Here is a 24,489-nt window from a genome sequence, read left to right as displayed (position 1 = left end):
CCCGGCGAACCGGCCGTCCCTCGCTCACCCCGGCGAACCGGTGACGGCGCACCCGCCGCACCTCTGTGGCGTCACCCCACCGCGAGCAGGATCGCCAGCACCACGGCGCCCGCGAGCGCCGGACCCATGACCTTGTACGCCCAGCGCACGCTGACCGCGGCCTGCGCCCCTTCGGTGGCCGGGTGCGCCTCGGCGAGCTCGCGCAGGTCGTCCATGGCCTGGTCGGCCTGGGCGCGCGCGGGCGTGGCCGGGGTGCCGCGCCCGGAGCTGTCGGCCGCCTCTCCCCGCGCCTGCCGCCTGGCCGCGCGCTTGCGGGAGCGCAGCGAGACGGGGACCGCCCACAGCTGGTACTTGGTGCCGTCCGTGGTGACGGCCTCGTTGGAATAGCCGGAGCGCAGCGTGGCGATCGTGGTCCAGGGCAGCACGATGACGCGGAACGGGTTGCGGATGCGCAGCCGGTCCTCGTTCGCGTACACGGCCGGCCGCAGGGTGAACGCGGTCACCAGCGGGACCAGCAGGATCAGCGTGGCGAGCGCCAGCCACGGGGTGCGTCCATGTCCCGAGACCAGCGCGTCGATGCCGAGCCAGCCCATGATGGCGAGGAGCAGCACGCCGCCCGCGATGCCGGCGGATGACCGGTAGATCCGGTCCCTCGACTCGGGGCGCGAGGCGTCCGGCGGGGGTGGCTGGTGATCGGGCGTCGTCATGCCCCCGATTCTGCCCGACGGCCCGGGGCGGCCTCTTCCGCCCCCGCCGTCTCGCCGGTTCCCCCGCCCCTTCCACACCCACCCCCGGGGCTGTACAGCCGCTACGCGCGTAGATATGCTCGGGTGGTGACCATGCCCACCACTGCACCCTCCCCCAAGCACTCGACTTCGCTCGAGCAGGGTGGTGCCCCCACCCACGCACTCGGCGATGTGACCTCGTCCGACAGCACCCTGCGCCGCTTCCTGCACGGGTTGCCCGGCGTCGACGCGGTCGGCCTGGAGGCGCGCGCCGCCTCGCTCGGCACCCGTTCCATCAAGACGACCGCGAAGGCGTACGCGATCGACCTCGCCATCTCGATGGTCGACCTGACGACGCTGGAAGGCGCGGACACCCCGGGCAAGGTCCGGGCGCTCGGCGTCAAGGCGGTCCACCCGGACCCGACCGACCGCACGGCGCCCGCCACGGCCGCGGTCTGCGTCTATCCCGACATGGTGGCCACCGCCAAGGAGGCCGTGGCCGGTTCCGGTGTGAAGGTCGCCTCCGTGGCCACCGCCTTCCCGGCGGGCCGCGCCGCGCTCGGCGTGAAGCTGGCCGACGTGCGGGACGCCGTCGCCGCGGGCGCCGACGAGATCGACATGGTCATCGACCGCGGGGCGTTCCTCGCGGGCCACTACCTGAAGGTGTACGACGAGATCGTCGCGGTGAAGGAGGCCTCGGGCGCCGCCCGTCTTAAGGTCATCTTCGAGACCGGCGAGCTGTCGACGTACGACAACATCCGGCGGGCTTCCTGGCTCGGCATGCTGGCCGGCGCGGACTTCATCAAGACCTCCACCGGCAAGGTGGCCGTCAACGCGACGCCGTCGAACACGCTGCTCATGCTGGAGGCGGTCCGCGACTTCCGCGCGCAGACCGGCGTCCAGGTCGGCGTGAAGCCGGCCGGCGGCATCCGCACCACCAAGGACGCCGTCAAGTTCCTGGTCCTGGTGAACGAGACCGCGGGCGAGGACTGGCTGGACAACCACTGGTTCCGCTTCGGCGCGTCCTCGCTGCTGAACGACCTGCTGATGCAGCGTCAGAAGCTGGCCACCGGCCGCTACTCCGGCCCCGACTACGTGACGGTGGACTGATCACCATGGCATCTGCATTCGAGTACGCACCGGCGCCCGAGTCCCGCTCGGTCGTCGACATCGCCCCGTCGTACGGCCTGTTCATCGACGGCGAGTTCACCGAGGCGGCGGACGGCAAGGTCTTCAAGACCGTCAGCCCCAGCACGGAGGAGGTCCTCTCCGAGGTCGCCCGGGCGGGCGCCGAGGACGTCGACCGTGCCGTGAAGGCGGCGCGCAGGGCCTTCGAGAAGTGGTCGGCGCTGCCCGGTTCCGAGCGCGCCAAGTACCTCTACCGCATCGCCCGCATCGTCCAGGAGCGCTCCCGCGAGCTCGCCGTCCTGGAGACGCTGGACAACGGGAAGCCCATCAAGGAGACCCGCGACGCCGACCTCCCCCTGGTCGCCGCGCACTTCTTCTACTACGCGGGCTGGGCCGACAAGCTCGACCACGCCGGCTTCGGCGCGAACCCGCGCCCGCTGGGCGTGGCCGGCCAGGTCATCCCCTGGAACTTCCCGCTGCTGATGCTGGCGTGGAAGATCGCCCCGGCGCTGGCGACCGGCAACACGGTCGTCCTCAAGCCCGCCGAGACCACCCCGCTGTCGGCGCTGTTCTTCGCGGACATCTGCCGCCAGGCGGGCCTGCCCAAGGGCGTCGTCAACATCCTTCCGGGATACGGCGACGCGGGCGCCGCGCTCGTCGAGCACCCCGACGTGAACAAGGTCGCGTTCACCGGCTCGACCGCCGTCGGCAAGGCCATCGCCCGCCAGGTGGCCGGCACCGACAAGAAGGTCACCCTCGAACTGGGCGGCAAGGGCGCGAACATCGTCTTCGACGACGCCCCGATCGACCAGGCGGTGGAGGGGATCGTCACCGGGATCTTCTTCAACCAGGGCCAGGTCTGCTGCGCGGGCAGCCGGCTCCTCGTCCAGGAGTCGATCCAGGACGAGCTGCTGGACTCCCTGAAGCGCAGGCTCTCCACCCTGCGTCTGGGCGACCCGCTCGACAAGAACACCGACATCGGCGCGATCAACTCCGCCGAGCAGCTGGCCCGTATCACCTCGCTCGTCGAGCAGGGCACGGCCGAGGGCGCCGAGCGCTGGTCCCCGGCCTGTGAACTGCCCTCCTCCGGATACTGGTTCGCCCCGACGCTGTTCACCAACGTCACCCAGGCGCACACCATCGCCCGCGACGAGATCTTCGGCCCGGTGCTGTCGGTCCTCACCTTCCGCACCCCGGACGAGGCCGTCGCCAAGGCCAACAACTCCCAGTACGGCCTGTCGGCGGGCATCTGGACGGAGAAGGGTTCCCGGATCCTGGCCGTCGCGGGCAAGCTGCGCGCGGGCGTCATCTGGTCCAACACGTTCAACAAGTTCGACCCGACCTCGCCGTTCGGCGGTTACAAGGAGTCGGGCTTCGGCCGCGAGGGCGGCCGCCACGGCCTGGAGGCGTACCTCGATGTCTGACAAGTCCGAAGAGCAGCGTCTGAGTGTCTTCAAGACCTACAAGCTGTACGTGGGCGGGAAGTTCCCGCGTTCCGAGAGCGGCCGGGTGTACGAGGTGACGGACTCCAAGGGCAAGTGGCTGGCGAACGCCCCGCAGTCGAGCCGCAAGGACGCCCGTGACGCGGTGGTCGCCGCGCGCAAGGCGTTCGGCGGCTGGTCCGGCGCGACCGCGTACAACCGCGGCCAGATCCTCTACCGCGTCGCCGAGATGCTGGAGGGCCGCAGGGACCAGTTCGCGCGCGAGGTCGCGGACGCGGAGGGCCTGTCGAAGTCGAAGGCGGCCGCCCAGGTCGACGCGGCCGTCGACCGCTGGGTCTGGTACGCGGGCTGGACCGACAAGATCGCCCAGGTCGTGGGCGGGGCCAACCCCGTCGCGGGCCCGTTCTTCAACCTGTCGACCCCGGAACCGACCGGTGTCGTCACCGTCCTCGCACCCCAGGAGTCCTCGTTCCTGGGCCTGGTCTCGGTGATCGCCCCGGTGATCGCGACCGGTAACACGGCGGTGGTGATCGCGAGCGAGAAGTCCCCGCTGCCGGCACTGTCGCTCGGCGAGGTGCTGGCGACCTCCGACCTCCCGGGCGGTGTCGTCAACGTCCTCTCCGGCAGGACGGCGGAGATCGCCGCTCCCCTCGCCGCGCACCAGGACGTCAACGCGATCGACCTCGCGGGCGCGGACGACGTCCTGGCGAAGGAGCTGGAGATCGCCGCGGCCGACAACCTGAAGCGGGTCCTGCGTCCACAGCCTGTGGACTACGCGAAGACCCCCGGCATCGAGCGCCTCACGGCCTTCCTGGAGACGAAGACCGTCTGGCACCCGACCGGTTCACTGGGCGCCTCGGGCTCGTCGTACTGAGTCGGGTTCCCCGCGCCCCCCGAGGGGCGCGGGGAAGCTCACGCACCCCCCAGCACCCCCAGCGCCTGCCCCGCCACCGGCACACTGCCCACCGACGGCGCCTGTGCCAGCGGTCGCGTCAGGGCCTGCGAGGTCAGCGGCTTGAAGTCGGCGAGCTGGGTGCCGACCCCGTTGTCGAGCGGGTCGACGCCGGTGCCCGCGAGCGGGTTGGGCTTGAGGCCGGCGATCGGACCGGCGACGTATCCGACCGTGCCGGTCAGTGCCCCCAGGCCCGCCTGCGGGTCGAGGTCGCCCACCGACGCGGGCCGGGTGCGCAGCACGTCGACGGCCGGGGCCGTGTCCGCAGCGGCCGTGGCCGCACCCGCCCCGAGTGCCGCACCCGCGGTCGCCAGGGCGACCAGCGCGCGCCGCGCGGTCGGGTTCTTGCCTGATGCGTGTCGTGCCATGACGGGTGCCACCTTCTGCAGCGCAAAGTAATCGGGTCGATGCGAAGGGTAGTTGAGGTGTGATGTGCGCTCCAACGGCGACCCGCAGGGTCGGCACCGCCCAGGCGATGCGTCAGACTGGTGTCTCGTGAGTCTCCCTCCCCCGATACCGACCCGCGTCGCGCTGCTCTGTGGCCCCTCCGGCTCGGGCAAGTCCCTCGTCGCCGCCCGCTCCGGCCTGCCCGTGCTGCGCCTGGACGACTTCTACAAGGAGGGTGACGACCCGACACTGCCGCTGGTGGACGGGAGTTCGGACATCGACTGGGACCACCCGCGGTCATGGGACGCGGACACGGCGGTCGCCGCGATCGAGGAACTGTGCCGTACGGGACGTACGACCGTTCCCGTGTACGACATCGCGCTGAGCGTCCGTACCGGCACGGAGGCGCTGCGCATCGAACGGACTCCGCTGTTCATCGCGGAGGGCATCTTCGCCGCCGAGATCGTCGAGCGCTGCCGTGAACTGGGCCTGCTGGGCGACGCGCTGTGCCTGTCCTGCGGTCCGGTGACGACGTTCCGCCGGCGCTTCGTGCGGGATCTCAAGGAGGGCCGCAAGTCGGTCCTGTTCCTGCTCCGCCGCGGCTGGCGCCTGATGCGCGCCGAACGCTCGATCGTGGCGCGCCAGACCGCGCTGGGCGCCCACCCCTGCGACAAGGACGAGGCCCTCGGCCGGCTGGCCACGGCGGCCGGCCCCGCGGACCGCTGTACGACAGCGGCGTGACCGCCGGCCACGGCGACACGCCGGGCCCGCACACGAAAAGAGGTCCAGGCGGACCCCCCGTCCGCCCGGACCTTTTCCGCTTCCCCCGTGGTTCCCCGCGGTCCCCCGTCGGCTCCCCCCGGAACCGTTCCCCGCGCGAACCGCTTCCCCCCGCAGACCTTCAGGCGACGAGCTCCCCGAAGGACTCCTCCTCGTCACGGCCGAAGCTGAGGACCTCGTCCTCGCGCATCCGGCGCAGCGACCGCCAGATGCTCGACTTCACCGTGCCGACACTGATGTCGAGGATCTCCGCGATCTCCGGGTCCGTGCGGCCCTCGTAGTAACGAAGGACCAGCATGGTGCGCTGGAGTTCGGGCAGCCGGGCCAGCGCCTGCCACAGCACGGCGCGCAGCTCGGTGCCGCGCATCGCGTCCGTGTCACCCGCGGTCTCCGGCAGTTCCTCGGTCGGGTACTCGTTCAGCTTGCGGCGGCGCCACGCGCTGATGTGCAGGTTGGTCATGGTGCGGCGGAGGTAGCCCCCGACCGCGGCCTTGTCACTGATCCGCTCCCAGGCCCTGTACGTCGAGAACAGCGCGCTCTGGAGCAGGTCCTCGGCCTCGAAACGATCCCCCGTCAGGTGGTAGGCGGTTGCGTACAGGGAGGCGCGGCGCTCCTGGACGTAGGCGGTGAACTCCGCCTCCGACAGCGAGCGACGCTCCCCCGTGACCTCCCCGTACGCGGCTCCCCCGTGAGCTCCGCCGGCCGTTCCCGCGGCGGCCGCCGCGGGGTTCTCCCCCGTGAAAGCGTCAACCACCGTCATGTAGGCGGTGTGCTGACGCCCGGTGCCGCGAGCGCACCCCCGCGGGCTCACGGCACCGGACTTCTCCGTGCCCCGGGTGACGTCGTGGAGCCGCGTGACAACTGCGCTCGTGCTGGTGCTGTGCAGCGTGTTCATCTCGCGCCCCCCGTCGTGGAGTCCCGGTTTCTTCCGTACGCGCCCGGTGCCCTTCGTGTCTGGCCCCGTGCTCGCTCCGTGCTTCCCTGCTTGTGTCGAAAAGCTTGCCCGGGCCACTTCATGGCCGTGTCCGCCGACTGTCACAGACCTGTCACAGGGGTCCTCCGTGGGCGCGTCACAGCGCGATCACGGAGAAGAGCGGTAAGGCCGCTCGGGCACCTTCCGATGCGTCCCTTCTGTGCGAGAGATGGGTGGGAGCGCTCCAACTGTCGAAAGACGCCCTCACCATGGGCCAGAATGACGTCCGTGCCTTCCCTGTTGCTGATCGAGGACGACGACGCCATCCGTACGGCCCTGGAGCTCTCTTTGACGCGCCAGGGACACCGTGTGGCCACCGCTGCCACCGGCGAGGACGGTCTGAAGCTGCTGCGTGAGCAGCGGCCGGACCTGATCGTGCTGGATGTGATGCTGCCCGGCATCGACGGGTTCGAGGTGTGCCGGCGCATCCGGCGCACGGACCAGTTGCCCATCATTCTGCTGACGGCGCGCAGCGACGACATCGACGTGGTGGTCGGACTGGAGTCCGGCGCCGACGACTACGTCGTCAAGCCGGTGCAGGGGCGAGTGCTCGATGCCCGCATCAGGGCCGTGCTGCGGCGCGGTGAGCGCGAGGCCAACGACTCGGCGACGTTCGGCTCCCTCGTCATCGACCGGGCGGCGATGACGGTCACCAAGAACGGTGAGGACCTCCAGCTGACGCCCACCGAGCTGCGGCTGCTCCTGGAGCTGAGCCGCCGTCCCGGACAGGCGCTGTCCCGCCAGCAGTTGCTGCGGCTCGTCTGGGAGCACGACTACCTGGGCGACTCGCGTCTGGTGGACGCGTGTGTGCAGCGGCTGCGCGCGAAGGTCGAGGACGTCCCGTCCTCCCCCACGCTCATCCGTACGGTCCGCGGGGTCGGCTACCGGCTGGACAGTCCTCAGTGACCCCACCGCAGGACGGGCTCCGCGGCTGGGCCGCGGCGCGCAGGGCGATACTCGCGGGTCTGCGGTTCACCAGTCTGCGGCTGCGGCTGGTCGTGGTCTTCGGACTCGTCGCGCTCACGGCCGCGGTGTCGGCGTCCGGCATCGCGTACTGGCTCAACCGCGAGGCCGTGCTGACGCGGACGCAGGACGCGGTGCTGCGTGACTTCCAGCAGGAGATGCGCAACCACGCGAGCCTGCTGCCGGTGCGTCCGGCACAGGACGAACTGCAGCGCGCCGCGGGGCAGATGGCGAACAGCAGCCAGCGCTTCAGCGTGCTGCTGGTGGCCCAGGACGGCAGCGGCAAGCCCGTGGTGGGCAACTCTGAGCTGGACACCTTCACGCTGGAGGACGTGCCCCCGTCCCTCCAGAAGGCGGTGAACAAGCAACAGTCGCTCTCCTCGAACAACAAGGCGGCCTATCACTTGTACTGGCAGCGCGTCACCGACCATGGCAAGCCGTACCTGGTGGGCGGCGCGAAGGTGATCGGCGGGACCACGACCGGTTACATGCTCAAGTCGCTGGAGCCGGAGGCCAAGGACCTCAACTCGCTGGCCTGGTCGCTCGGTATCGCCACCGGTCTCGCGCTGATCGGCTCGGCGCTGCTCGCCCAGGCCGCCGCGACCACGGTCCTGAAGCCGGTGCACCGCCTCGGCATCGCCGCCCGCCGCCTCGGCGAGGGCAAGCTCGACACCCGGCTGCGCGTGTCGGGGACGGACGAACTCGCTGATCTGTCACGGACGTTCAACCACACGGCGGAGGCGCTCGAGAAGCGCGTCGAGGACATGAGCGCCCGTGACGAGGCGTCCCGCCGCTTCGTGGCGGACATGTCCCACGAACTCCGTACGCCCCTCACCGCGATCACCGCCGTGACGGAGATCCTGGAGGAGGAGCTGGACGCGGAGACCGGCAGTGTCGATCCGATGATCGAGCCCGCCGTGCGTCTGGTCGTCAGTGAGACACGCCGTCTGAACGACCTGGTCGAGAACCTCATGGAAGTCACCCGCTTCGACGCGGGCACCGCCCGGCTCGTCCTCGACGACGTGGACATCGCCGACCAGATCACCGCCTGCATCGACGCCCGCGCGTGGCTGGACGCGGTGGACCTGGACGCGGAGCGCGGCATCATGGCGCGTCTCGACCCGCGCCGCCTGGACGTGATCCTGGCCAACCTGATCGGCAACGCGCTCAAGCACGGCGGCAGTCCGGTACGTGTCTCGGTCCGGGAGGAGGCGGACGACCTCCTGATCGAGGTCCAGGACCACGGTCCGGGCATCCCCGAGGACGTCCTGCCGCACGTCTTCGACCGTTTCTACAAGGCGAGTGCGTCGCGCCCGCGCTCCGAGGGCAGCGGCCTGGGGCTGTCGATCGCCCTGGAGAACGCGCACATCCACGGCGGCGAGATCACCGCCGCGAACGCGGCCGAGGGGGGCGCGGTCTTCACGCTCCGGCTCCCGCAGGACGCCTCGGAACTGCTCGCCGACGACGAGCGCGAGCGGAACCGGACCGGGAACGGCACGAAGGGCAGCGCCGGATGACGACCGTACGACGTCGAGGCGCGCGCCGGTGGCCGGCCGTCCCCCTCCTCGCGCTGCTGCTCGCGGGCTGCGGCATCCGTTCCACCCAGGTCCCCACGGACTTCGGCCCGGCGCCCTCCCGGGTGCCGTGCACGCTGTCCGGCCCGGACATCTCCACCCAGGCCTCCCGCGGTATCCCGGTGCAGGTGTTCCTGCTCTGCTCCGGGCAGCTGGTGACGGTCGACCGGTCCGTGCGGGTCCCCGATGGCGCGACGGAGAGCGCGCGGCGCGTCCTGGTGGCGCAGGGGCTCCTCGACGAGCTCGCCGAGTCGCCCTCCACTCCGGAGCAGCAGGCGGGGTACACGACGGACGTGCGCGGCGGGATGACCGTGAGCGGACCCCGCCCCCGGGACACCGGGGAGCCGGAGGACACGCTCCGGCTGAGCACCCCGCCCCGGGAGCTGACCCCGGCGGCCCTGGCCCAGATCGTCTGCACCTTCTCCGACTCCGCCGCGGCGGAGGACGACGGTTCGGTGGTCCTCGGCGGCCCCGACGCGACTCCGCTGCGCCGTTACCAGTGCACGTCGGACGTCCGCTCCGACCCCGACAGGAAATCCCCGCCGTCCACGGCGCTCGACGGCGCCTGACCGCCGGGCGGGTGTGTGTCCACGGCGTCCACGGAGAGCCGGGAGACCGCCCCGGGGACCCGTGCGTGTGGCGCACGCCTCACCCCTGGGCGCCAAGCCCGCCGACAAGCCGGAACCGATCCTGCCGACCACCGCGTCTTGGGAGGCGTGCAACGTCAAGGCGAAGACGGCGGCAGCGCCGACATCCGCGTCCGTGCGGCAGGAGCTCTCCTCCTCGTCGCGCATCTCGCGCTCGTCGCCTGGATCACGCTGCGCCCGCTGGACGTCCCCTGGGTGAGCCCCGCCAACCTGCGCCCCTTCGCCGGCATCAGGGCGGATCTCGCCCTGGGCCCCGCGCAGGCCGCCCGCCGCATCGGCGAGGGACTGGGGCTGCTCGCGCCGCTCGGTGTCCTGCTCCCGCTGGCGGGCGGCAGGCTGGCCGCCTCGCCCCTCGGGTCCCTGGTCCGCACGGTCGCCGCCGGCGCTCTGCTCTCGCTGGGCATAGAGCTGCTGCAGACCGGCGTTCCCGGGCAGGTCGTGGACATCGACGCGCTGCTGCTCAACACCGTCGGCGTGGCACTGGCCCACGCCGCGATCGTGCCCGCCGCCAGGGTGGGGCTCCGCCGCCGGGCCGAGACCAGGCGCCGCGCGGCACTCCGCCGGGAGGACACGGCTCAGGGTCGGACCCCGACGATTCCCAGGGTCGGCATCGCACCGTAGAGCGACGCTTCGTCCGCTTCGTCACCGTAGCGTTGAAGACATCGAGGCCGGACATCCGGCACACTCAGCCACGGTTCACGAAGGAGCCCTCATGAGCGCCCTTGCCCGCCCCACCAACGGCCGCATGATCGGCGGCGTGTGCGCAGCGCTGGCACGGCGCTTCGGCACCTCCGCGACGACGATGCGTGTGATCTTCGTACTCTCCTGCCTGCTGCCCGGCCCGCAGTTCCTGCTCTACATAGCGCTGTGGATCCTGTTCCCGTCCGAGGACAAGGTCCGCACCGCCTGGTAGTCACGCGCCGGCGAGGTCCTCGCCCCGCAGCACGACGCGCCGGTGGGGCGCACCCGAGTCGGGTGCGCCCCACCGGCGTTGTCGCGTGTGCGGGCCGGAGCCCGGACGGCGGGTGTCAGCCGATCGGCAGTCCGTTCACCGGCAGGCCGTGCGTCGGCAGGCCATGCAGCGGCAGGCCGCCGAGCAGCCCGGCCACCGGCGCGGTGGGGCCGTTCGCGAGCATCTTCGCGGCGGCGGGCTGGGCGGCCGCCACACCCGCACCGAGCGCGCCCTGACCCTGGGCAAGCGCCTGACCCGCGCCCGGCAGCGCACTGGCCACGCTCTGGGCGGGCAGCGCCTGGGTGACGGTGTCCAGCGCCGACGAGGCGTCCGGCACGGCCGGTGCCGCGTTCGCGGCGCCGGCGCCGACGGCGGCGAAAGCGGCACCGAGAGCGGCGACACCGAGGGTCTTGGCAGCAGACTGCTTCATATGGAATGCGTCCTTGGATCCGTGTGACGGGGATGTGAGCGGTCCAAAACCGTAAACACGCAAAGCGCCACTCCGCAAACATCGAAAACCGGTCGAGTCATGGAGAATGAGTGAAGACCCGACCGTCCCCCGCCGCTCCGATCAGGCCTGATTCTCCAAGGATCCCCTGATGGAAGCGGTCTGCTGGAACAACCATTCGGACTTCAGCTCGGCATATCCCGGCTTGATCACGTCATTGATCATGGCGAGTCGTTCATCGAAAGGAATGAATGCTGACTTCATAGCATTGACCGAGAACCACTGGAGATCGTCGAGTGAATAACCGAACGCGTCGACAAGGTGCTCGAATTCGCGGCTCATGCTCGTCCCGGACATGAGCCGGTTGTCCGTGTTCACCGTGGCCCGGAAGTGCAACCGCCGCAACAACCCGATCGGGTGCTCGGCATAGGAGTCGGCGGCACCGGTCTGGAGGTTGGAGCTGGGGCACAGCTCCAACGGGATGCGCTTGTCCCGGACGTACGACGCGAGGCGCCCGAGCGTCACCGAGCCGTCCTGCGCGACCTCGATGTCGTCGATGATCCGGACGCCGTGACCGAGCCGGTCCGCGCCGCACCACTGGAGCGCCTGCCAGATGGAGGGCAGCCCGAAGGCCTCGCCCGCGTGGATGGTGAAGTGGTTGTTCTCGCGCTTGAGGTACTCGAACGCGTCGAGGTGCCGGGTGGGCGGGAACCCGGCCTCGGCCCCCGCGATGTCGAAGCCGACGACGCCCAGGTCCCGGTAACGGTTGGCCAGTTCGGCGATCTCCAGGGCACGGGCCGCGTGCCGCATCGCGGTGAGCAGCGCGCCCACCCGGATGCGGTGGCCGTTCTCCCGGGCCAGGCGCTCGCCCTCCCGGAAGCCCTCGTTGACCGCCTCCACGACCTCTTCGAGGGTCAGCCCGCGCTCCAGATGCTGCTCGGGGGCGTACCGCACCTCGGCGTAGACGACCCCGTCCTCGGCGAGGTCCTCGGCGCACTCGGCGGCGACCCGCACCAGCGCCTCACGGGTCTGCATGACGGCGCAGGTGTGCGCGAAGGTCTCCAGGTACCGCTCGAGGGAACCGGAGTCGGCGGCCTCCCTGAACCAGACGCCGAGTTTGCCGGGGTCGGTCTCGGGGAGCCCCGAGTAGCCGCTCTCCCGGGCGAGTTCGACGATCGTCCCGGGGCGCAGGCCCCCGTCGAGGTGATCGTGCAGCAGGACCTTGGGCGCCCGGCGGATCTGTTCCGAGCTCGGGGTGTTCCGGATCTGGCTCGTCATTCGCGCACTGTAGCCCCTACGCGCGTAGATGTTCTGTCGTCCCGATCCGTCGATATGTAACGGTGACCCGGCGGACGGGTGGCGTACACCGTCACTTCTGACACTGTTCTGTCATGGCACAGGAAGCGACGCCGGTACGCAGCGCCCGGCTGGGGAGGGCACTGGGCCCGGAGCCGACAGCGGTCAGCGGAGTGGTCCTGCTGCTCCCGGGCGGCGACGAGACCTCCGGCCGCAGGCCTTCCCCCATGTGGGCGACCGCCTCCGTACGCGCGTTGGGTCGCCGCCTCACGCGCGCGGGACAGGCGGAGGGCCTGGCCGCCCATGTCGTGCACTACCGCTTCCGCGGCTGGAACGGCAGCGAGGCGCATCTCGCGGGCGACGCTTCGTGGGCCGCCGACGAGGTCGTACGCCGTTACGGCGACGTTCCCGTCTGCCTCGCCGGCGTCGACATGGGGGGCCGGGCGGCACTGCGCGCGGCCGGTCACACCGCCGTCAACTCCGTGCTGGCGCTGGCACCCTGGCTGCCCGAGGAGGACATGGCGGCGCCACCCGAACCGGTGAAACAGCTCACCGGGCGGCGCGTGCTGATCGTGCACGGCACCAACGACGAGCGCACCGACCCGGAACTGTCCTTCCGGCTCGCGGCCCGCGCCAAGAAGTCCAACCGCGACGTCTGCCGCTTCGAGGTCCACTCCGACGGGCACGGGTTGCACCAGCACCGGACCGAAGTCCACGCGCTGGCCGAGGACTTCGTGATGGGGGCGCTGTTCGGGCGGGGACTGTCCCGCCCGCTGGAGGACGCTCTCGCGGCGCCACCGCCGCTGGGCCTGCGGATGCCGCTCGCCTCGGGCTTCGGGAAGGCACTGCGTCACTGAGGGCTGCCCCGCACCCTGAAGGGATGCTCCCCGTCGCTCTAAGGGCTGTCCCGGAGCAGGTGGCCCCGTCGTGACAGCAGGAACTTCTTGAAGGCCGCCACGGGCGGGGTGTCGGGGTGGCCGTCCAGCCACGCCACCCCGATCTCACGGACCGCGCGCGGCGCGGTGATCGTCAGTTCGACGACTCCGGGGCGGGCCACGGCCGGTGGCGGCAGCAGGGCGACGCCGAGACCGGCGGCGACGAGTCCGCGGAGCGTCTCGGTCTCCTCGCCCTCGAAGGCGATCCGCGGCCTGAATCCCGCCTCCTGGCACAGGTCGTCGGCGATGCGCCGCATGCCGTAGCCGGGTTCGAGGGTCACGAAGGTCTCCTCGGCGGCCTCCACCAGGCGGACGCGCCGGCGGGCGGCGAGCCGGTGGTCGGCGGGGACGACGAGCCGCAGCTTCTGCTCGTCGAGGAGGCGCCCCACCAGGTCGGGCGCGTCGGGCACGGGCGAGGTGAGGCACAGGTCCAGCTCGCCCGAGCGCAGCCGCTCCAGCATCGCCTCGCCGTAGTTCTGGACGAGGCTGAAGCGGACCCGGGGGTGATCGGCGCGGAAGGCGCGGATGAGCCCGGGGACGGTCTCCGACCCCATCGTGTGCAGGAAGCCGAAGGCGACCTTGCCGGTGGCCGGGTCGGCGTCCGCGCGCACCTCGTCGGCGGCGCGCCCGATCTCGGCGAGGGCCCGTTCGACCGAGGAGAGGAACGTACGGCCCGCGGGGGTGAGGGAGACCGTACGGCCGCGGCGCGCGAACAGGTCGACGCCCAGGTCCTGTTCGAGCCGGACCATGGCCCGCGACAGGGTCGACTGCGGGACCCGCATCTCCCGAGCGGCCCTCGTCACGTGCTCGGTGCGGGCGACCCCGGCGAAGTGCGCGAGACGCGGGGCGAGCACCGCGACGATGTCTTCTGTGTCACTGGACGGTGACAGGTGACCCTGTGACCTCTGCTGATGCTCCATGGGAACGATTATGGCGATTCCATGCATTGGACGGATGAATGGTGGAGCCCTAATTTCGAAGCATGCCTTCCGCCAGTACCGCGGCGTCCACCACCGTGGACGCCGCCGCAGCCGCCGTCCCCGCGTCCGCCGACTCCCGTCTGGCCCCGGGCGGGCCGGGCTACCGCCGGATGAGCTTCGCCCTCTTCCTCGCCGGTGTCGCGACCTTCGCGCTCCTCTACTCCACGCAGGCCCTCCTCCCCCTCATCTCCACGGACCTCGGCGTGACCGCGAGCCAGGCCAGCTGGACGGTGTCGGCCGCGACGGGCGGACTCGCGCTCTTCGTCCTCCCGATGAGCGCGCTCTCGGAGCGCTACGGACGGCGCACGCTGATGACGGCGTCACTGGTGGTCGCCGTGGCGGTCGGGCTGCTCGTGCCCTTCGCGCCGTCGATCGGCGCGCTGGTGGCTCTGCGCGCGGTACAGGGTGCGGCGCTGGCGGGGCTGCCCGCCTCGGCGACGGCGTACCTGGCGGAGGAGGTCCGCCCCAAGGCCCTGATCACGGCGATCGGCCTCTTCGTGGCGGGCAACAGCGTCGGCGGGATGAGCGGCCGGGTCATCACCGGCTGGGTCGCGCAGGAGTGGGGCTGGCGGGTCGCCGTCGCCACGATCGGTGTGATCGCGGTGGCGTGCGCGGTGGCCTTCCGGCTGCTGCTGCCCGCGCCCCGGCACTTCACCCCGGGCTCGCCGCGCCCGCGGGCACTGGTCCGCACGGTCCGCGACCACCTCGCCAACCCGCTGCTGTGCCGGCTGTACGCGATCGGCGCACTGTTCATGATGGTCTTCGGCGGGGTCTACACGGTGATCGGCTACCGCCTGACCGACGCCCCGTTCTCGCTCCCCCAGGGCGTCATCGGCTCGATCTTCCTGGTCTACCTGGTCGGTACGGTGTCGGCGTCGACCGCGGGCCGGCTGGTCGACCGCCTGGGCCGGCGCGGCTCCCTCTACCTGGCGGGCGGCACTACCACCGCCGGACTCCTCCTGTCGCTGGCCGACTCCCTCCCGCTGGTCCTACTCGGCCTGGTCCTGATCACCGCGGGCTTCTTCGCGGGCCACGCGGTGGCGTCCTCGTCGGTGAGCCACACCGCCAAGGAGGGCCGCGCCCAGGCGTCCGCCCTCTACCAGTCCGCCTACTACATCGGCTCCAGCGCCGGCAGCACCCTCGGCGCCGTCGCCTTCCACGCGGGAGGCTGGGCCGGCACGGTGGCGCTCGGGCTGCTCGCGGTGCTCGGCGTCGTGTCGATCACCCTCTTCGGCACGCACGCGGCGCGGGCGCAGGCGGCCCGGAAGCCGGCCCTGGCCCACTGACCCGGCCCGCCAGGACCCCGCCCGGAGGACCCGCTGCCCCCGCTCGTCGCCGGACGTGACGGGCGGGGGCGGAGCATCCCGAACCCGCGGACGAAGGGCGTCGGCGTCCCCTCAAGGCCGCTGAGGCAACCGGTCCGACCTGCCGCTTTTCGCACTCCGTGGGCCATTGTCAGTGGGCTGCGGTAGCTTCCGAGGTGCCGGCGCAGCGAAGCGACGGCGCGACAGGAACAGCCACAGGGGTGGGTTGGCCATGAGCGAGGGTACGGCGACGACGACAGACCTGGATGTCCGGCTGGAGAAGCACCGGGTCGAGCTGACCGGTTACTGCTACCGGATGCTCGGCTCCTCCTTCGAGGCGGAGGACGCGGTGCAGGACACGATGGTCCGCGCCTGGCGGAGCTACGACAAGTTCGAGGGCCGCTCGTCGATACGCTCCTGGCTGTACCGGATCGCCACGAACGTGTGCCTGGACATGCTGAACGCCGGCAACAGAAGGGCCCGGCCCATGGACCTCACCGGCCCCTCCCCGCTCGCCCAGGCGGCGCTCACCCCGCGCCCGGACAACACCTGGCTGGAGCCGGTGCCCGACGCCCGCGTGCTGCCCGCCATCAGCGACCCGGCCGAGGCGGCGGTGGCCAAGGAATCGGTGCGGCTCGCCTTCATGGCCGCCCTCCAGCAGCTGCCGCCCAAGCAGCGGGCCGTGCTCATCCTGCGCGAGGTCCTCGCCTGGAAGGCGAGCGAGGTCGCCGAGCTGCTCGGCACCACGGTCGCCTCGGTCAACAGCGCGCTGCAGCGGGCCCGCGCCACACTCGCGGAGAGGGAAGGCACCCCAGGAGCCGTCTCCGACCCGCTCGACGAGGAGCAGCAGAAACTCCTGGAGCGCTACGTCGCCGCGTTCGAGGGGTACGACATGACGGCCCTGACCGCGCTGCTCCACGAGGACGCGATCATGACGATGCCGCCGTTCGACCTGTGGCTGTACGGCCCCGGCGACATCACGGGCTTCATGACGACACTCGGCGCCTCCTGCGCGGGTTCACGCCTGCTCCCGGTGTCGGTCAACGGTCTGCCGGGCTTCGCGCACTACAAGCCGGACCCGGAGAAGGGCGGCTTCAGCGCCTGGGCGATCCAGGCCCTGGAGATCTCAGACGGCCGGATCACCGGATTCCACTGCTTCCTCGACACCGCGCGCTGGTTCCCGCTCTTCGGACTCCCCCTCCAACTCGAAGCGGAGGCCCACTAGATCGAGGAGGGCGCGCAGCGGCGGGGCCGGATCGCGCAGACGTATGCGTCCACCGGCCCGGCGGGCGGCGAGCTCCATCCTGGCCAGGGCGTCGACGGTGGCGAGCCCGGGCGGACCGAGCCCGGCGACGTCACAGACGACCACTCCGCCGCCCGTCGCCGTCAGCCGCGCACGCACGTCGTCGCAGAGCCCCGGCACCTCGTCGCGGGTGACGAGGGCGGGCAGTACGAGAACGGCGGGTGTCATGGCGTCCACGGTCAGTAGACCGGCCGGAGGGACCGAACTCATCGGGGCCCGGCGGCCGGTCTCGCCCGCCTGTGTGCCGTAAGGATCACATTGACCCGCGCCCGGCCTTCCCCGGAGGGTTGGGTGTATGTCCCACGAACCCGTGCCCGACCATCCGCGAGGCCACCTCCCGTCCCGCAAGGAGGTGCCGTGCAGGGGGTGTTGACCGGGTTTGCGGTGATCGCCGTCGTCATCGGCGTCGGCTGGCTGATCGGCCGCCGGGGCTACCTCGGGGAGAACGGCCGGGAGGTGCTGACCAAGCTCGCCTTCCATGTGGCCTCACCCGCGCTGCTGTTCACCACGCTCGCCCGCGCCGACCTCTCGGTGATCTTCTCCAGCCGGCTGCTGGTCACCGCCATGAGCACGGCCGCGGCGGCCGGCGTCTTCGTCGTGGTGGGTGCCGTACGCGGCTGGGGTGTGGGCCGGACGACGATCGGCGCCCTGTGCTCCAGCTACGTCAACTCCGGCAACCTCGGCATCCCGATCGCGGTGTACGTGCTCGGTGACGCCTCGCTGGTGGCGCCCGTGCTGCTGTTCCAGCAGATCGTGGTCACGCCGGTCGCGCTGACCGTCCTGGACCTGTCGGGGCCGGGAGAGAAGGGTTCGGTGTGGCTGCGGCTGGTCACGCCCCTTCGCAACCCCATCGCCGTCGGCTCGCTCGCCGGGGTCGCCGTGTCGGCGAGCGGTCTGCGGGTGCCGGGGCCGGTCATGGACCCGCTCACCCTGATCGGGAACATGTCGGTGCCCGCGGTGCTGCTGGCGTTCGGCATCTCGCTGTGCGGCAGCACGCTGCCCGGTCGCGGCGCGGACCGGCACCCCGTGCTGCTGTCCGTCGTGCTGAAGGCGGTGGGCCAGCCCGTGGCGGCCTGGGCGCTGGCGGCCGGCGTGTTCGGGCTGCACGGTGCGCCCCTGCTCGACGTCGTGGTCACCTCGGCGCTGCCCGCCGCCCAGAACCTCTTCACCTACGCGTCGCGCTACCACGTCGGCGAGACGCTCGCCCGCGAGTCGATCCTGCTGTCGACGATCCTGTCCGTCCCGGCCCTGGTGCTGATCGCGGCCGTACTCGGCTGACACACCCGCCACGCCCGACCAGGGTCCACACCCGCGCGGCGACACACACCAGGAACCACCCCGAGACGCCACACCCCACCACTCACACCCGGAACCACAACGACTCCCGCACCCGGCGACACACACCAGGAGCCACGCCGATACGCCACACCCCACCACTCACACCCGGAACCACAACGACTCCCGCACCCGGGGACGCACGCGAGGGGCCGTGCCGGTACGTCGCAGCCCGTCGCTTACGCCCGGATCGAGCAGCGGCTCCCGCCCGGCCCACGCCTGATCCAGCGGCGACGGGCTCGACGTACCGGCACGGCCCCGCCCCCACCACCGCCCACACCCGCCCGGCCCGGCGCGGCGCGGAACGCACGCGAGGAGGGGCCGGTGCGCCCCGCGCCCGGCCCCTCCTCGCACTCCTCGCACTCCTCGTGAGGATCAGGCGATCCGGTCCAGCACGATCGGGTTCGGCTTGAACTCCGTACCCGGAGCCGCGATGTCGTACGACCCCTCGACCGACTCCAGCGCGTACGCGAACCGCTCGGGGGTGTCGGTGTGGAGGGTCAGCAGGGGCTGGCCCGCGGTGACGGTGTCACCGGGCTTGGCGTGCATCTCGACGCCGGCGGCGGCCTGCACCGGGTCCTCCTTGCGGGCACGCCCGGCGCCCAGCCGCCAGGCCGCGATGCCGATGTCGTACGCGTCGAGACGGGTCAGCACGCCCGAGGACGCCGCCGTCACCACGTGCTGCTCGCGCGAGGTGGGGAGTTCGGCGTCCGGGTCACCACCCTGCGCGGCGATCATGCGGCGCCAGACGTCCATCGCGGAACCGTCGGCGAGGGCCTTCGCCGGGTCCGCGTCCTTCACACCCGCCGCGTCCAGCATCTCGCGCGCCAGGGCGACGGTGAGCTCGACGACGTCCGAGGGGCCACCGCCGGCCAGCACCTCGACGGACTCCCGTACCTCGAGCGCGTTGCCGGCCGTCAGGCCCAGCGGGGTCGACATGTCCGTCAGCAGCGCGACCGTACGCACCCCGTGGTCGGTGCCGAGACCGACCATCGTGGAGGCCAGCTCCCGGGCGTCCTCGATGGTCTTCATGAAGGCGCCGGTGCCCACCTTCACGTCCAGCACCAGCGACCCCGTGCCCTCGGCGATCTTCTTCGACATGATCGAGGACGCGATCAGCGGGATCGCCTCCACCGTGCCCGTGACGTCACGGAGGGCGTAGAGCTTCTTGTCGGCGGGGGCCAGCCCGTCGCCCGCCGCGCAGATGACCGCGCCCGTGGTGTCGAGGACGTGCAGCATCTCCTCGTTGGAGAGCAGGGCCCGCCAGCCGGGGATCGACTCCAGCTTGTCGAGCGTGCCGCCGGTGTGGCCGAGGCCGCGCCCGGACAGCTGCGGCACGGCGGCACCGCAGGCCGCGACCAGCGGAGCCAGCGGGAGCGTGATCTTGTCACCGACACCGCCCGTGGAGTGCTTGTCGGCGGTGGGACGGGACAGTGAGGAGAACTCCATGCGCTCGCCCGACGCGATCATCGCGGCGGTCCAGCGGGCGATCTCACGACGGTTCATGCCGTTGAGCAGGATCGCCATGTTGAGGGCGGCCATCTGGTAGTCGGCGACCTCGCCGCGGGTGTACGCGTCGATGACCCAGTCGATCTGTGTGTCGCTGAGCTCACCGCGGTCCCGCTTGGTGCGGATGACGGAGACGGCGTCCATGGCCATGACTTTCCTTCCGAAGACTTCCGAACATGCGCGGCCCCTCCCGACCGGTCGTCCGGTCGTCGGGAGGGGCCGCACAGGCGTTACTTGGTGAGATTCTCCGGCCCGAAGGCCTGGGGCAGCATCTCGGAGAGCGGCAGGATCCCGGCCGGCGTCTCCACGAGCAGGCCGGGCCCGCCGAACTCGTACAGCAGCTGGCGGCAGCGTCCGCACGGCACGAGGATCTCGCCGCGCCCGTCGACGCAGGTGAAGTGCGTCAGCCGACCGCCCCCGCTGTTCTGCAGCTGGGAGACGAGACCGCACTCGGCGCACAGCCCGAGCCCGTACGAGGCGTTCTCGACGTTGCAGCCGGTGACGGTCCGGCCGTCGTCGACGAGCGCCGCGACACCCACCGGGAACCCGGAATAGGGGGCGTAGGCGCGGGACATGGCGTCCCGCGCAAGCTCCCGCAGGGCCTCCCAGTCGACGTCCGCGGCCCCGGTCTCCCGGGATCCGGGCTCCGCGGATCCGGCCTCCGGGAAGGTCACTTGCCCTGTCCTCTCCGGTACGGCATGCCGTCCGCCTTCGGCATCCGCAGATGCTGGGCGGACAGCGAGAGCACGAGCAGGGTCACGACGTACGGAGTGGCGCTCACGAACTGCTGCGGGACCTCGTCGGTGGCGAGGTACCAGACGAACATCAGCGCCGCGACCACGGCGGTGACGATCGCGGGCACGACCCGCTTCCTCCAGGCCAGGTAGGCCACGGCGATCACCAGCAGGATCGCGAGGAGCAGGATCAGCGCGTGCACGTTGGTGCCGCCGCCGCGCAGGTTGAGGCTGTCGGTGTAGCCGAACAGGCCCGCGCCGAGGGCGAGGCCGCCCGGCATCCAGTTACCGAAGATCATCGCGGCGAGACCGATGTAGCCGCGGCCGGCCGTCTGTCCGTCCAGGTAGACGTTGGACGCCACGATGGACAGGAACGCGCCGCCGAGGCCGGCGAAGCCGCCCGAGATGATCACGGCGATGTACTTGTACTTGTAGACGTTGACGCCGAGGGACTCGGCGGCCACCGGGTTCTCACCGCAGGAGCGCAGACGCAGGCCGAAGGCCGTGCGCCACAGCACCCACCAGGTGGCGGGGACGAGGGCCACCGCGACGAGGGTGAGCGGCGACAGGTCGGTGACCAGGCCGCCGAGCAGTCCCGCGATGTCCGAGACCAGGAACCAGTGCTTCCCGTTGATGGTGGAAAGCCAGCTGGACAGTCCTGGGATGTCGAAGGTCCCGAGCGAGTCGATCGGCGGGGACTGCTTGGAGGAGCCCTGCGGCGCGTCCTCGAAGGTGAACTTGGAGAGGTAGCGGGTGGTGCCGAGCGCCAGGATGTTGATGGCCACACCGGACACGATGTGGTTGACGTTGAAGGTCACGGTGGCGATGGCGTGCAGGATGCCGCCGAGGCAGCCGCCGATGATCCCGAAGGCGACACCGGTCCACGGGCCCCACTGGTAGCCCGCCCAGGCGCCGAACCAGGTGCCGAGGATCATCATGCCCTCGAGGCCGATGTTGACGACGCCCGCGCGCTCGGCCCACAGACCGCCGAGACCCGCGAGGCCGATCGGCACCGCGAGGCGCAGCGCCGTGGACATCTGTCCGGTGGAGGTGATGCCGTCGGCGCCGGTGATCAGGCGGACGATCGAGGTCAGGATCAGTACACCGGCGATGACGAGCAGGAGTACCGGTAGGGACATACGGCGGCTGCCCTTGCCGGGCTGCTGCGCCTGCGGCTTGGCGACGGTCGCGGTGCTCATCGGGCAGCCACCTCCTTCGGGGAGTTGTTGTTGGCGGCGGCCGCGGCGGCCAGTTCCTCACCGACCCGCTTCTGCTGGCGGCGCAGGCCCCAGACACGTACGGCCTCGTACGAGATGACGACCGCGAAGACGATCAGGCCCTGCATGATCGTGGCGATCTCCTTCTCGTACGCGACCGGGGTCGCGTAGTCGAGAGCCGGGGACGCCTTGTCGAGGAAGGCCCACAGGAGCGCGGCGAGGGCGATGCCGCCCGGGTTGTTGCGGCCGAGCAGCGCGATGCCGATGGCGGTGAAGCCGAGGCCGGCGGGGAAGCTCAGGCTGTAGGTGTGGGCGTCGCCGAGGAGAAGCGGCAGCCCGGAGATGCCGGCGACCGCGCCGGAGATCAGCATCGCGGTGAGCACCATCCGCTTGGCGTCGACGCCGGAGGCCGCGGCGGCCTCCTCGGAGGCGCCGGTGGCGCGCAGGTCGAAGCCGAAGCGGGTGCGGTTGAGGACGAGCCAGTACAGGACGCCCATGAGGACCGCGAGGAAGACCATGCCGTAGATCTCGCCGACGTCCGAGCCCAGGTCGATGCCGGGGAACCAGCCGGACTTCTTCATGATGCCGGTCGTGTTGTTGTTGCCGACCTGCACACCCCAGATGTTCTCCGCGGTGAGGTAGCCGATGAGGCTGGTGGCGATCGCGTTGAGCATGATCGTCGCGACGACCTCGCTCACTCCGCGGGTGACCTTCAGGACGCCCGCGATGCCGGCCCAGAAGGCGCCGGTGCACATGGCGACGATCATCAGCACGGGGATCTGCAGGAAGGACGGCAGCGCGAGGTGGGCGCCGACCACCGCGGTCATCATCGCGCCGAGGCGGTACTGGCCGTCCACACCGATGTTGAACAGGTTCATGCGGAAGCCGATGGCCACGCCGAGCGCCGCGATGTAGTACAGCGACGCCTGGTTGACGATCAGCACCTGGGTGTCGGAGTACGTCGCCTGCTGAAGCATCAGGGAGTACGGCTCGAACGCGCTCTTGCCCGAGGCGAGCAGCACGACCGAGGTCAGTGCGATCGCCGTGACGAGCGCGATGACCGGGCCGGCCACCGCGAGGAGCACGCGCTCCTTGTCGAACTTCTTCATCGGGCCTCGTCCTCCGGGGCGGCGCTTTCCGCTACGTGCTCCAGGTGTCCGGAGGCGGCGCCGGTCATGGCCGAGCCGAGTTCCTCCGGGGTGACGGTCGCCGGGTCGGCGTCCGCCACGAGCCTGCCGTTGTAGATCACCCTGAGGGTGTCGGACAGGCCGATCAGCTCGTCCAGGTCGGCCGAGATCAGCAGCACGGCCAGGCCTTCGCGGCGGGCCTCGCGGATCTGGTCCCAGATCGCCGCCTGCGCGCCGACGTCCACACCACGGGTGGGGTGGGCGGCGATCAGGAAGCGCGGCTTGTGGCTCATCTCGCGGCCGACGATCAGCTTCTGCTGGTTGCCGCCGGAGAGGGAGGCGGCGGTGACGTCGATGCTGGGGGTACGGACGTCGTACTCCTTGACGATCCGCCTGGTGTCCTCCTGGGCGCCCTTGATGTCGAGCCAGAACCCCTTGGCGTTGGGGCTCTCGGTGACATGGCCGAGGATGCGGTTCTCCCAGAGGGGGGACTCCAGCAGCAGGCCGTGGCGGTGGCGGTCCTCGGGGATGTAGCCGATGCCCTGCTCGCGGCGCTTGCGGGTGGGCCAGCCGGTGATCTCCTCGCCGAGGAAGGACACGGTGCCCGAGTCGGCGTGCTTGAGGCCGATCAGCGCGTCGATGAGCTCGGTCTGACCGTTGCCCTCGACGCCGGCGATGCCCATGACCTCGCCCGCGTGGATGGTGAAGGTGACGTCGTCGAGGACGCGTCGCACCGCGCCGGCGGTCTCGGCCTTGTCCTCCGTGACCAGACCGGCGCCCGGGGCCGGCTCGGCGAGCTCGCCGAGGGAGGCGCCGCCGCTGGCGCGGGCGGTGAGGCCCTTGACCTCGATCACCGGCTTGTCCGTGACGGTCGACTCGGCGGTCTCCGGGGTCGGCAGCTCACTGCCGACCATCATCTCGGCGAGCTGGCGGGGGGTGGTCTCGGACGGAACGGCGGTACCGACCGTCGTGCCGCGCCGGATGACCGTGATCTCGTCGGCCACCGACAGGACCTCGCCCAGCTTGTGCGAGATGAAGATGACGGCCAGGCCCTCGGACTTGAGCTCGCGCAGGTTGTCGAAGAGTGCGTCGACCTCCTGCGGCACCAGTACGGCGGTGGGCTCGTCCAGGATCAGGGTGCGGGCGCCGCGGAAGAGGACCTTGAGGATCTCGACGCGCTGCCGCTCGGCCACGCCGAGGCTCTCGACGAGCACGTCCGGGCGGACGTTCAGCCCGTACCGGTCGGAGATCTCCTTGATCTTCTTACGGGCGCCGCCGCCGATGCCGTACAGCTTCTCGCTGCCCAGGACGACGTTCTCCAGGACGGTGAGGTTGTCGGCGAGCATGAAGTGCTGGTGGACCATGCCGATGCCGCGCGTGATGGCGTCGGCGGGCGACGAGAAGCTGACCTGCTCACCGTCGACGGCGATCGTGCCCTCGTCCGGCTTCTGCATGCCGTAGAGGATCTTCATCAGCGTCGACTTGCCGGCACCGTTCTCGCCGACGAGGGCGTGGACCGTACCTTTGCGGACGCTCAGATGGATGTCGTGGTTGGCCACCACACCCGGGAACCGCTTGGTGATCCCCGCCAGCTCGACCGCGGTCGACTGCGCGGTGAGGGGAGGGCTGCTGGACGCGTCGATGGCGCACTCTCCTTGGAAAAGGGGCCATCTACGCGCGTAGCGCCCCTGCTTTAAATAGTGCCCGGACGGACCGAAGGTGATCATTTTCGATCAGATCCGATGCGTCCGAGCATTCTGCCGCGCGAACGGGGCGCG

At 71.1% G+C, this 24,489-nt stretch carries 25 protein-coding genes; 13 read left to right on the top strand and 12 right to left on the bottom strand.

The genetic code is table 11. The features are described from left to right. Positions 1-71 precede the first annotated feature (71 nt). Positions 72-707 carry a PH domain-containing protein gene (locus OHB41_RS28820; protein ID WP_266701018.1) on the bottom strand — a complete coding sequence of 212 codons (636 nt, stop codon included), beginning with the start codon at positions 705-707 and terminating at the stop codon, positions 72-74. Positions 708-839: 132 nt separating this feature from the next. Here OHB41_RS28820 and deoC point away from each other — a divergent pair, with 132 nt between their 5' ends. From deoC to OHB41_RS28805, 3 genes are read left to right on the top strand one after another with little or no spacing between them, the layout of a single operon-like run. Further along, positions 840-1,835, top strand: a complete 996-nt coding sequence (deoC, locus tag OHB41_RS28815) for a deoxyribose-phosphate aldolase (protein ID WP_266701017.1) — start codon at positions 840-842, stop codon at positions 1,833-1,835. Between the two features lie 5 nt (positions 1,836-1,840). Beyond that, complete coding sequence (locus tag OHB41_RS28810; RefSeq protein ID WP_266701016.1) at positions 1,841-3,277, top strand: aldehyde dehydrogenase family protein; 1,437 nt, start codon at positions 1,841-1,843, stop codon at positions 3,275-3,277. Further along, positions 3,270-4,169, top strand: coding sequence for an aldehyde dehydrogenase family protein (locus OHB41_RS28805; RefSeq protein ID WP_266701015.1), 900 nt, complete (start codon positions 3,270-3,272; stop codon positions 4,167-4,169). Before OHB41_RS28810 ends, OHB41_RS28805 begins: the two co-directional genes overlap by 8 nt. Before the next feature lie 38 nt (positions 4,170-4,207). On the opposite strand, the gene OHB41_RS28800 is transcribed toward OHB41_RS28805, so the two are convergent. After that, positions 4,208-4,615: a hypothetical protein gene (locus OHB41_RS28800; protein WP_266701014.1), complete on the bottom strand. Its 408-nt coding sequence runs from the start codon at positions 4,613-4,615 to the stop codon at positions 4,208-4,210. A gap of 127 nt (positions 4,616-4,742) precedes the next feature. Here OHB41_RS28800 and OHB41_RS28795 point away from each other — a divergent pair, with 127 nt between their 5' ends. Further along, positions 4,743-5,375, top strand: coding sequence for a uridine kinase family protein (locus OHB41_RS28795; protein WP_266701013.1), 633 nt, complete (start codon positions 4,743-4,745; stop codon positions 5,373-5,375). Positions 5,376-5,535: 160 nt separating this feature from the next. On the opposite strand, the gene OHB41_RS28790 is transcribed toward OHB41_RS28795, so the two are convergent. Further along, a complete protein-coding gene (locus OHB41_RS28790; RefSeq protein ID WP_266701012.1) occupies positions 5,536-6,309 on the bottom strand; it encodes a SigE family RNA polymerase sigma factor in 774 nt (257 codons plus the stop codon). A 306-nt stretch (positions 6,310-6,615) separates the two neighbouring features. Here OHB41_RS28790 and afsQ1 point away from each other — a divergent pair, with 306 nt between their 5' ends. The 5 genes from afsQ1 (at position 6,616) to OHB41_RS28765 (ending at position 10,484) form a co-directional block, all read left to right on the top strand. Next, on the top strand, positions 6,616-7,293 hold the full coding sequence (gene afsQ1 / locus OHB41_RS28785) for a two-component system response regulator AfsQ1 (RefSeq protein ID WP_128380879.1): 678 nt from the start codon (positions 6,616-6,618) through the stop codon (positions 7,291-7,293). Further along, positions 7,290-8,867, top strand: a complete 1,578-nt coding sequence (locus OHB41_RS28780) for a sensor histidine kinase (RefSeq protein WP_266701011.1) — start codon at positions 7,290-7,292, stop codon at positions 8,865-8,867. The genes afsQ1 and OHB41_RS28780 overlap by 4 nt, the downstream gene beginning before the upstream one ends. Further along, positions 8,864-9,493 (top strand): hypothetical protein, encoded by a 630-nt coding sequence (locus OHB41_RS28775; protein ID WP_266701010.1) that lies wholly within the window; start codon positions 8,864-8,866, stop codon positions 9,491-9,493. Before OHB41_RS28780 ends, OHB41_RS28775 begins: the two co-directional genes overlap by 4 nt. Positions 9,494-9,640: 147 nt before the next feature. Beyond that, positions 9,641-10,192 (top strand): VanZ family protein, encoded by a 552-nt coding sequence (locus OHB41_RS28770; protein ID WP_266701009.1) that lies wholly within the window; start codon positions 9,641-9,643, stop codon positions 10,190-10,192. 91 nt (positions 10,193-10,283) lie between these two features. Continuing rightward, positions 10,284-10,484 (top strand): PspC domain-containing protein, encoded by a 201-nt coding sequence (locus tag OHB41_RS28765; protein ID WP_266701008.1) that lies wholly within the window; start codon positions 10,284-10,286, stop codon positions 10,482-10,484. Positions 10,485-10,599: 115 nt separating this feature from the next. Here OHB41_RS28765 and OHB41_RS28760 read toward each other — a convergent pair whose 3' ends face one another. Both OHB41_RS28760 and OHB41_RS28755 read right to left on the bottom strand, forming a co-directional pair. Further along, on the bottom strand, positions 10,600-10,953 hold the full coding sequence (locus OHB41_RS28760; protein ID WP_266701007.1) for an ATP-binding protein: 354 nt from the start codon (positions 10,951-10,953) through the stop codon (positions 10,600-10,602). A 141-nt stretch (positions 10,954-11,094) separates the two neighbouring features. Continuing rightward, positions 11,095-12,249, bottom strand: coding sequence for an adenosine deaminase (locus OHB41_RS28755; RefSeq protein ID WP_266701006.1), 1,155 nt, complete (start codon positions 12,247-12,249; stop codon positions 11,095-11,097). A gap of 113 nt (positions 12,250-12,362) precedes the next feature. On the opposite strand from OHB41_RS28755, the gene OHB41_RS28750 reads away from it, so the two are divergent. After that, positions 12,363-13,124, top strand: coding sequence for an alpha/beta hydrolase family protein (locus OHB41_RS28750; protein ID WP_266701005.1), 762 nt, complete (start codon positions 12,363-12,365; stop codon positions 13,122-13,124). Positions 13,125-13,162: 38 nt separating this feature from the next. Here OHB41_RS28750 and OHB41_RS28745 read toward each other — a convergent pair whose 3' ends face one another. Continuing rightward, positions 13,163-14,122, bottom strand: coding sequence for a LysR family transcriptional regulator (locus tag OHB41_RS28745; protein WP_266701004.1), 960 nt, complete (start codon positions 14,120-14,122; stop codon positions 13,163-13,165). A gap of 62 nt (positions 14,123-14,184) precedes the next feature. Here OHB41_RS28745 and OHB41_RS28740 point away from each other — a divergent pair, with 62 nt between their 5' ends. Together OHB41_RS28740 and OHB41_RS28735 are read left to right on the top strand one after the other, a co-directional pair. Beyond that, positions 14,185-15,468: an MFS transporter gene (locus OHB41_RS28740; protein ID WP_266701003.1), complete on the top strand. Its 1,284-nt coding sequence runs from the start codon at positions 14,185-14,187 to the stop codon at positions 15,466-15,468. Between the two features lie 250 nt (positions 15,469-15,718). Continuing rightward, positions 15,719-16,711, top strand: coding sequence for a sigma-70 family RNA polymerase sigma factor (locus OHB41_RS28735; protein WP_266701002.1), 993 nt, complete (start codon positions 15,719-15,721; stop codon positions 16,709-16,711). Here the strand turns inward: OHB41_RS28735 and OHB41_RS28730 are convergent. Next, positions 16,613-16,957, bottom strand: a complete 345-nt coding sequence (locus tag OHB41_RS28730) for an STAS domain-containing protein (RefSeq protein ID WP_526024972.1) — start codon at positions 16,955-16,957, stop codon at positions 16,613-16,615. The genes OHB41_RS28735 and OHB41_RS28730 overlap by 99 nt on opposite strands. A 189-nt stretch (positions 16,958-17,146) precedes the next feature. Here OHB41_RS28730 and OHB41_RS28725 point away from each other — a divergent pair, with 189 nt between their 5' ends. Further along, a complete protein-coding gene (locus OHB41_RS28725; protein WP_266701000.1) occupies positions 17,147-18,067 on the top strand; it encodes an AEC family transporter in 921 nt (306 codons plus the stop codon). A gap of 432 nt (positions 18,068-18,499) precedes the next feature. On the opposite strand, the gene OHB41_RS28720 is transcribed toward OHB41_RS28725, so the two are convergent. The 5 genes from OHB41_RS28720 to OHB41_RS28700 form a co-directional block, all read right to left on the bottom strand. Beyond that, entirely contained in the window at positions 18,500-19,783 is a 1,284-nt protein-coding gene (locus tag OHB41_RS28720) for a thymidine phosphorylase (protein ID WP_266700999.1), read from the bottom strand. Positions 19,784-19,863: 80 nt separating this feature from the next. Continuing rightward, positions 19,864-20,307 carry a cytidine deaminase gene (locus OHB41_RS28715; protein ID WP_266700998.1) on the bottom strand — a complete coding sequence of 148 codons (444 nt, stop codon included), beginning with the start codon at positions 20,305-20,307 and terminating at the stop codon, positions 19,864-19,866. Continuing rightward, positions 20,304-21,566 (bottom strand): ABC transporter permease, encoded by a 1,263-nt coding sequence (locus tag OHB41_RS28710; protein WP_266700997.1) that lies wholly within the window; start codon positions 21,564-21,566, stop codon positions 20,304-20,306. The genes OHB41_RS28715 and OHB41_RS28710 overlap by 4 nt, the downstream gene beginning before the upstream one ends. Continuing rightward, a complete protein-coding gene (locus OHB41_RS28705; protein WP_266700996.1) occupies positions 21,563-22,693 on the bottom strand; it encodes an ABC transporter permease in 1,131 nt (376 codons plus the stop codon). The genes OHB41_RS28710 and OHB41_RS28705 overlap by 4 nt, the downstream gene beginning before the upstream one ends. After that, entirely contained in the window at positions 22,690-24,438 is a 1,749-nt protein-coding gene (locus OHB41_RS28700) for an ABC transporter ATP-binding protein (RefSeq protein ID WP_451289618.1), read from the bottom strand. Before OHB41_RS28700 ends, OHB41_RS28705 begins: the two co-directional genes overlap by 4 nt. Positions 24,439-24,489 lie beyond the last annotated feature (51 nt).

Origin of the sequence: Streptomyces sp. NBC_01571 (genome assembly GCF_026339875.1) — a bacterium.
In the GTDB taxonomy this organism is placed as follows: Bacteria; Actinomycetota; Actinomycetes; order Streptomycetales; family Streptomycetaceae; genus Streptomyces.
This window is presented reverse-complemented; position numbering and strand designations above follow the sequence as displayed.

What these genes read in the sequence shown, in the direction of transcription:
- OHB41_RS28720 (WP_266700999.1), bottom strand. Translation starts at nt 19,783, where the DNA reads ATGGCCATGGACGCCGTCTCCGTCATCCGCACCAAGCGGGACCGCGGT.
- deoC (WP_266701017.1), top strand. Translation starts at nt 840, where the DNA reads ATGCCCACCACTGCACCCTCCCCCAAGCACTCGACTTCGCTCGAGCAG.
- OHB41_RS28800 (WP_266701014.1), bottom strand. Translation starts at nt 4,615, where the DNA reads ATGGCACGACACGCATCAGGCAAGAACCCGACCGCGCGGCGCGCGCTG.
- OHB41_RS28760 (WP_266701007.1), bottom strand. Translation starts at nt 10,953, where the DNA reads ATGAAGCAGTCTGCTGCCAAGACCCTCGGTGTCGCCGCTCTCGGTGCC.
- OHB41_RS28740 (WP_266701003.1), top strand. Translation starts at nt 14,185, where the DNA reads ATGCCTTCCGCCAGTACCGCGGCGTCCACCACCGTGGACGCCGCCGCA.
- OHB41_RS28820 (WP_266701018.1), bottom strand. Translation starts at nt 707, where the DNA reads ATGACGACGCCCGATCACCAGCCACCCCCGCCGGACGCCTCGCGCCCC.
- OHB41_RS28735 (WP_266701002.1), top strand. Translation starts at nt 15,719, where the DNA reads ATGAGCGAGGGTACGGCGACGACGACAGACCTGGATGTCCGGCTGGAG.
- OHB41_RS28750 (WP_266701005.1), top strand. Translation starts at nt 12,363, where the DNA reads ATGGCACAGGAAGCGACGCCGGTACGCAGCGCCCGGCTGGGGAGGGCA.
- OHB41_RS28790 (WP_266701012.1), bottom strand. Translation starts at nt 6,309, where the DNA reads ATGAACACGCTGCACAGCACCAGCACGAGCGCAGTTGTCACGCGGCTC.
- OHB41_RS28705 (WP_266700996.1), bottom strand. Translation starts at nt 22,693, where the DNA reads ATGAAGAAGTTCGACAAGGAGCGCGTGCTCCTCGCGGTGGCCGGCCCG.
- OHB41_RS28765 (WP_266701008.1), top strand. Translation starts at nt 10,284, where the DNA reads ATGAGCGCCCTTGCCCGCCCCACCAACGGCCGCATGATCGGCGGCGTG.
- OHB41_RS28745 (WP_266701004.1), bottom strand. Translation starts at nt 14,122, where the DNA reads ATGGAGCATCAGCAGAGGTCACAGGGTCACCTGTCACCGTCCAGTGAC.
- OHB41_RS28700 (WP_451289618.1), bottom strand. Translation starts at nt 24,438, where the DNA reads ATGATCACCTTCGGTCCGTCCGGGCACTATTTAAAGCAGGGGCGCTAC.
- OHB41_RS28775 (WP_266701010.1), top strand. Translation starts at nt 8,864, where the DNA reads ATGACGACCGTACGACGTCGAGGCGCGCGCCGGTGGCCGGCCGTCCCC.
- OHB41_RS28710 (WP_266700997.1), bottom strand. Translation starts at nt 21,566, where the DNA reads ATGAGCACCGCGACCGTCGCCAAGCCGCAGGCGCAGCAGCCCGGCAAG.
- OHB41_RS28755 (WP_266701006.1), bottom strand. Translation starts at nt 12,249, where the DNA reads ATGACGAGCCAGATCCGGAACACCCCGAGCTCGGAACAGATCCGCCGG.
- OHB41_RS28730 (WP_526024972.1), bottom strand. Translation starts at nt 16,957, where the DNA reads ATGACACCCGCCGTTCTCGTACTGCCCGCCCTCGTCACCCGCGACGAG.
- OHB41_RS28810 (WP_266701016.1), top strand. Translation starts at nt 1,841, where the DNA reads ATGGCATCTGCATTCGAGTACGCACCGGCGCCCGAGTCCCGCTCGGTC.
- OHB41_RS28805 (WP_266701015.1), top strand. Translation starts at nt 3,270, where the DNA reads ATGTCTGACAAGTCCGAAGAGCAGCGTCTGAGTGTCTTCAAGACCTAC.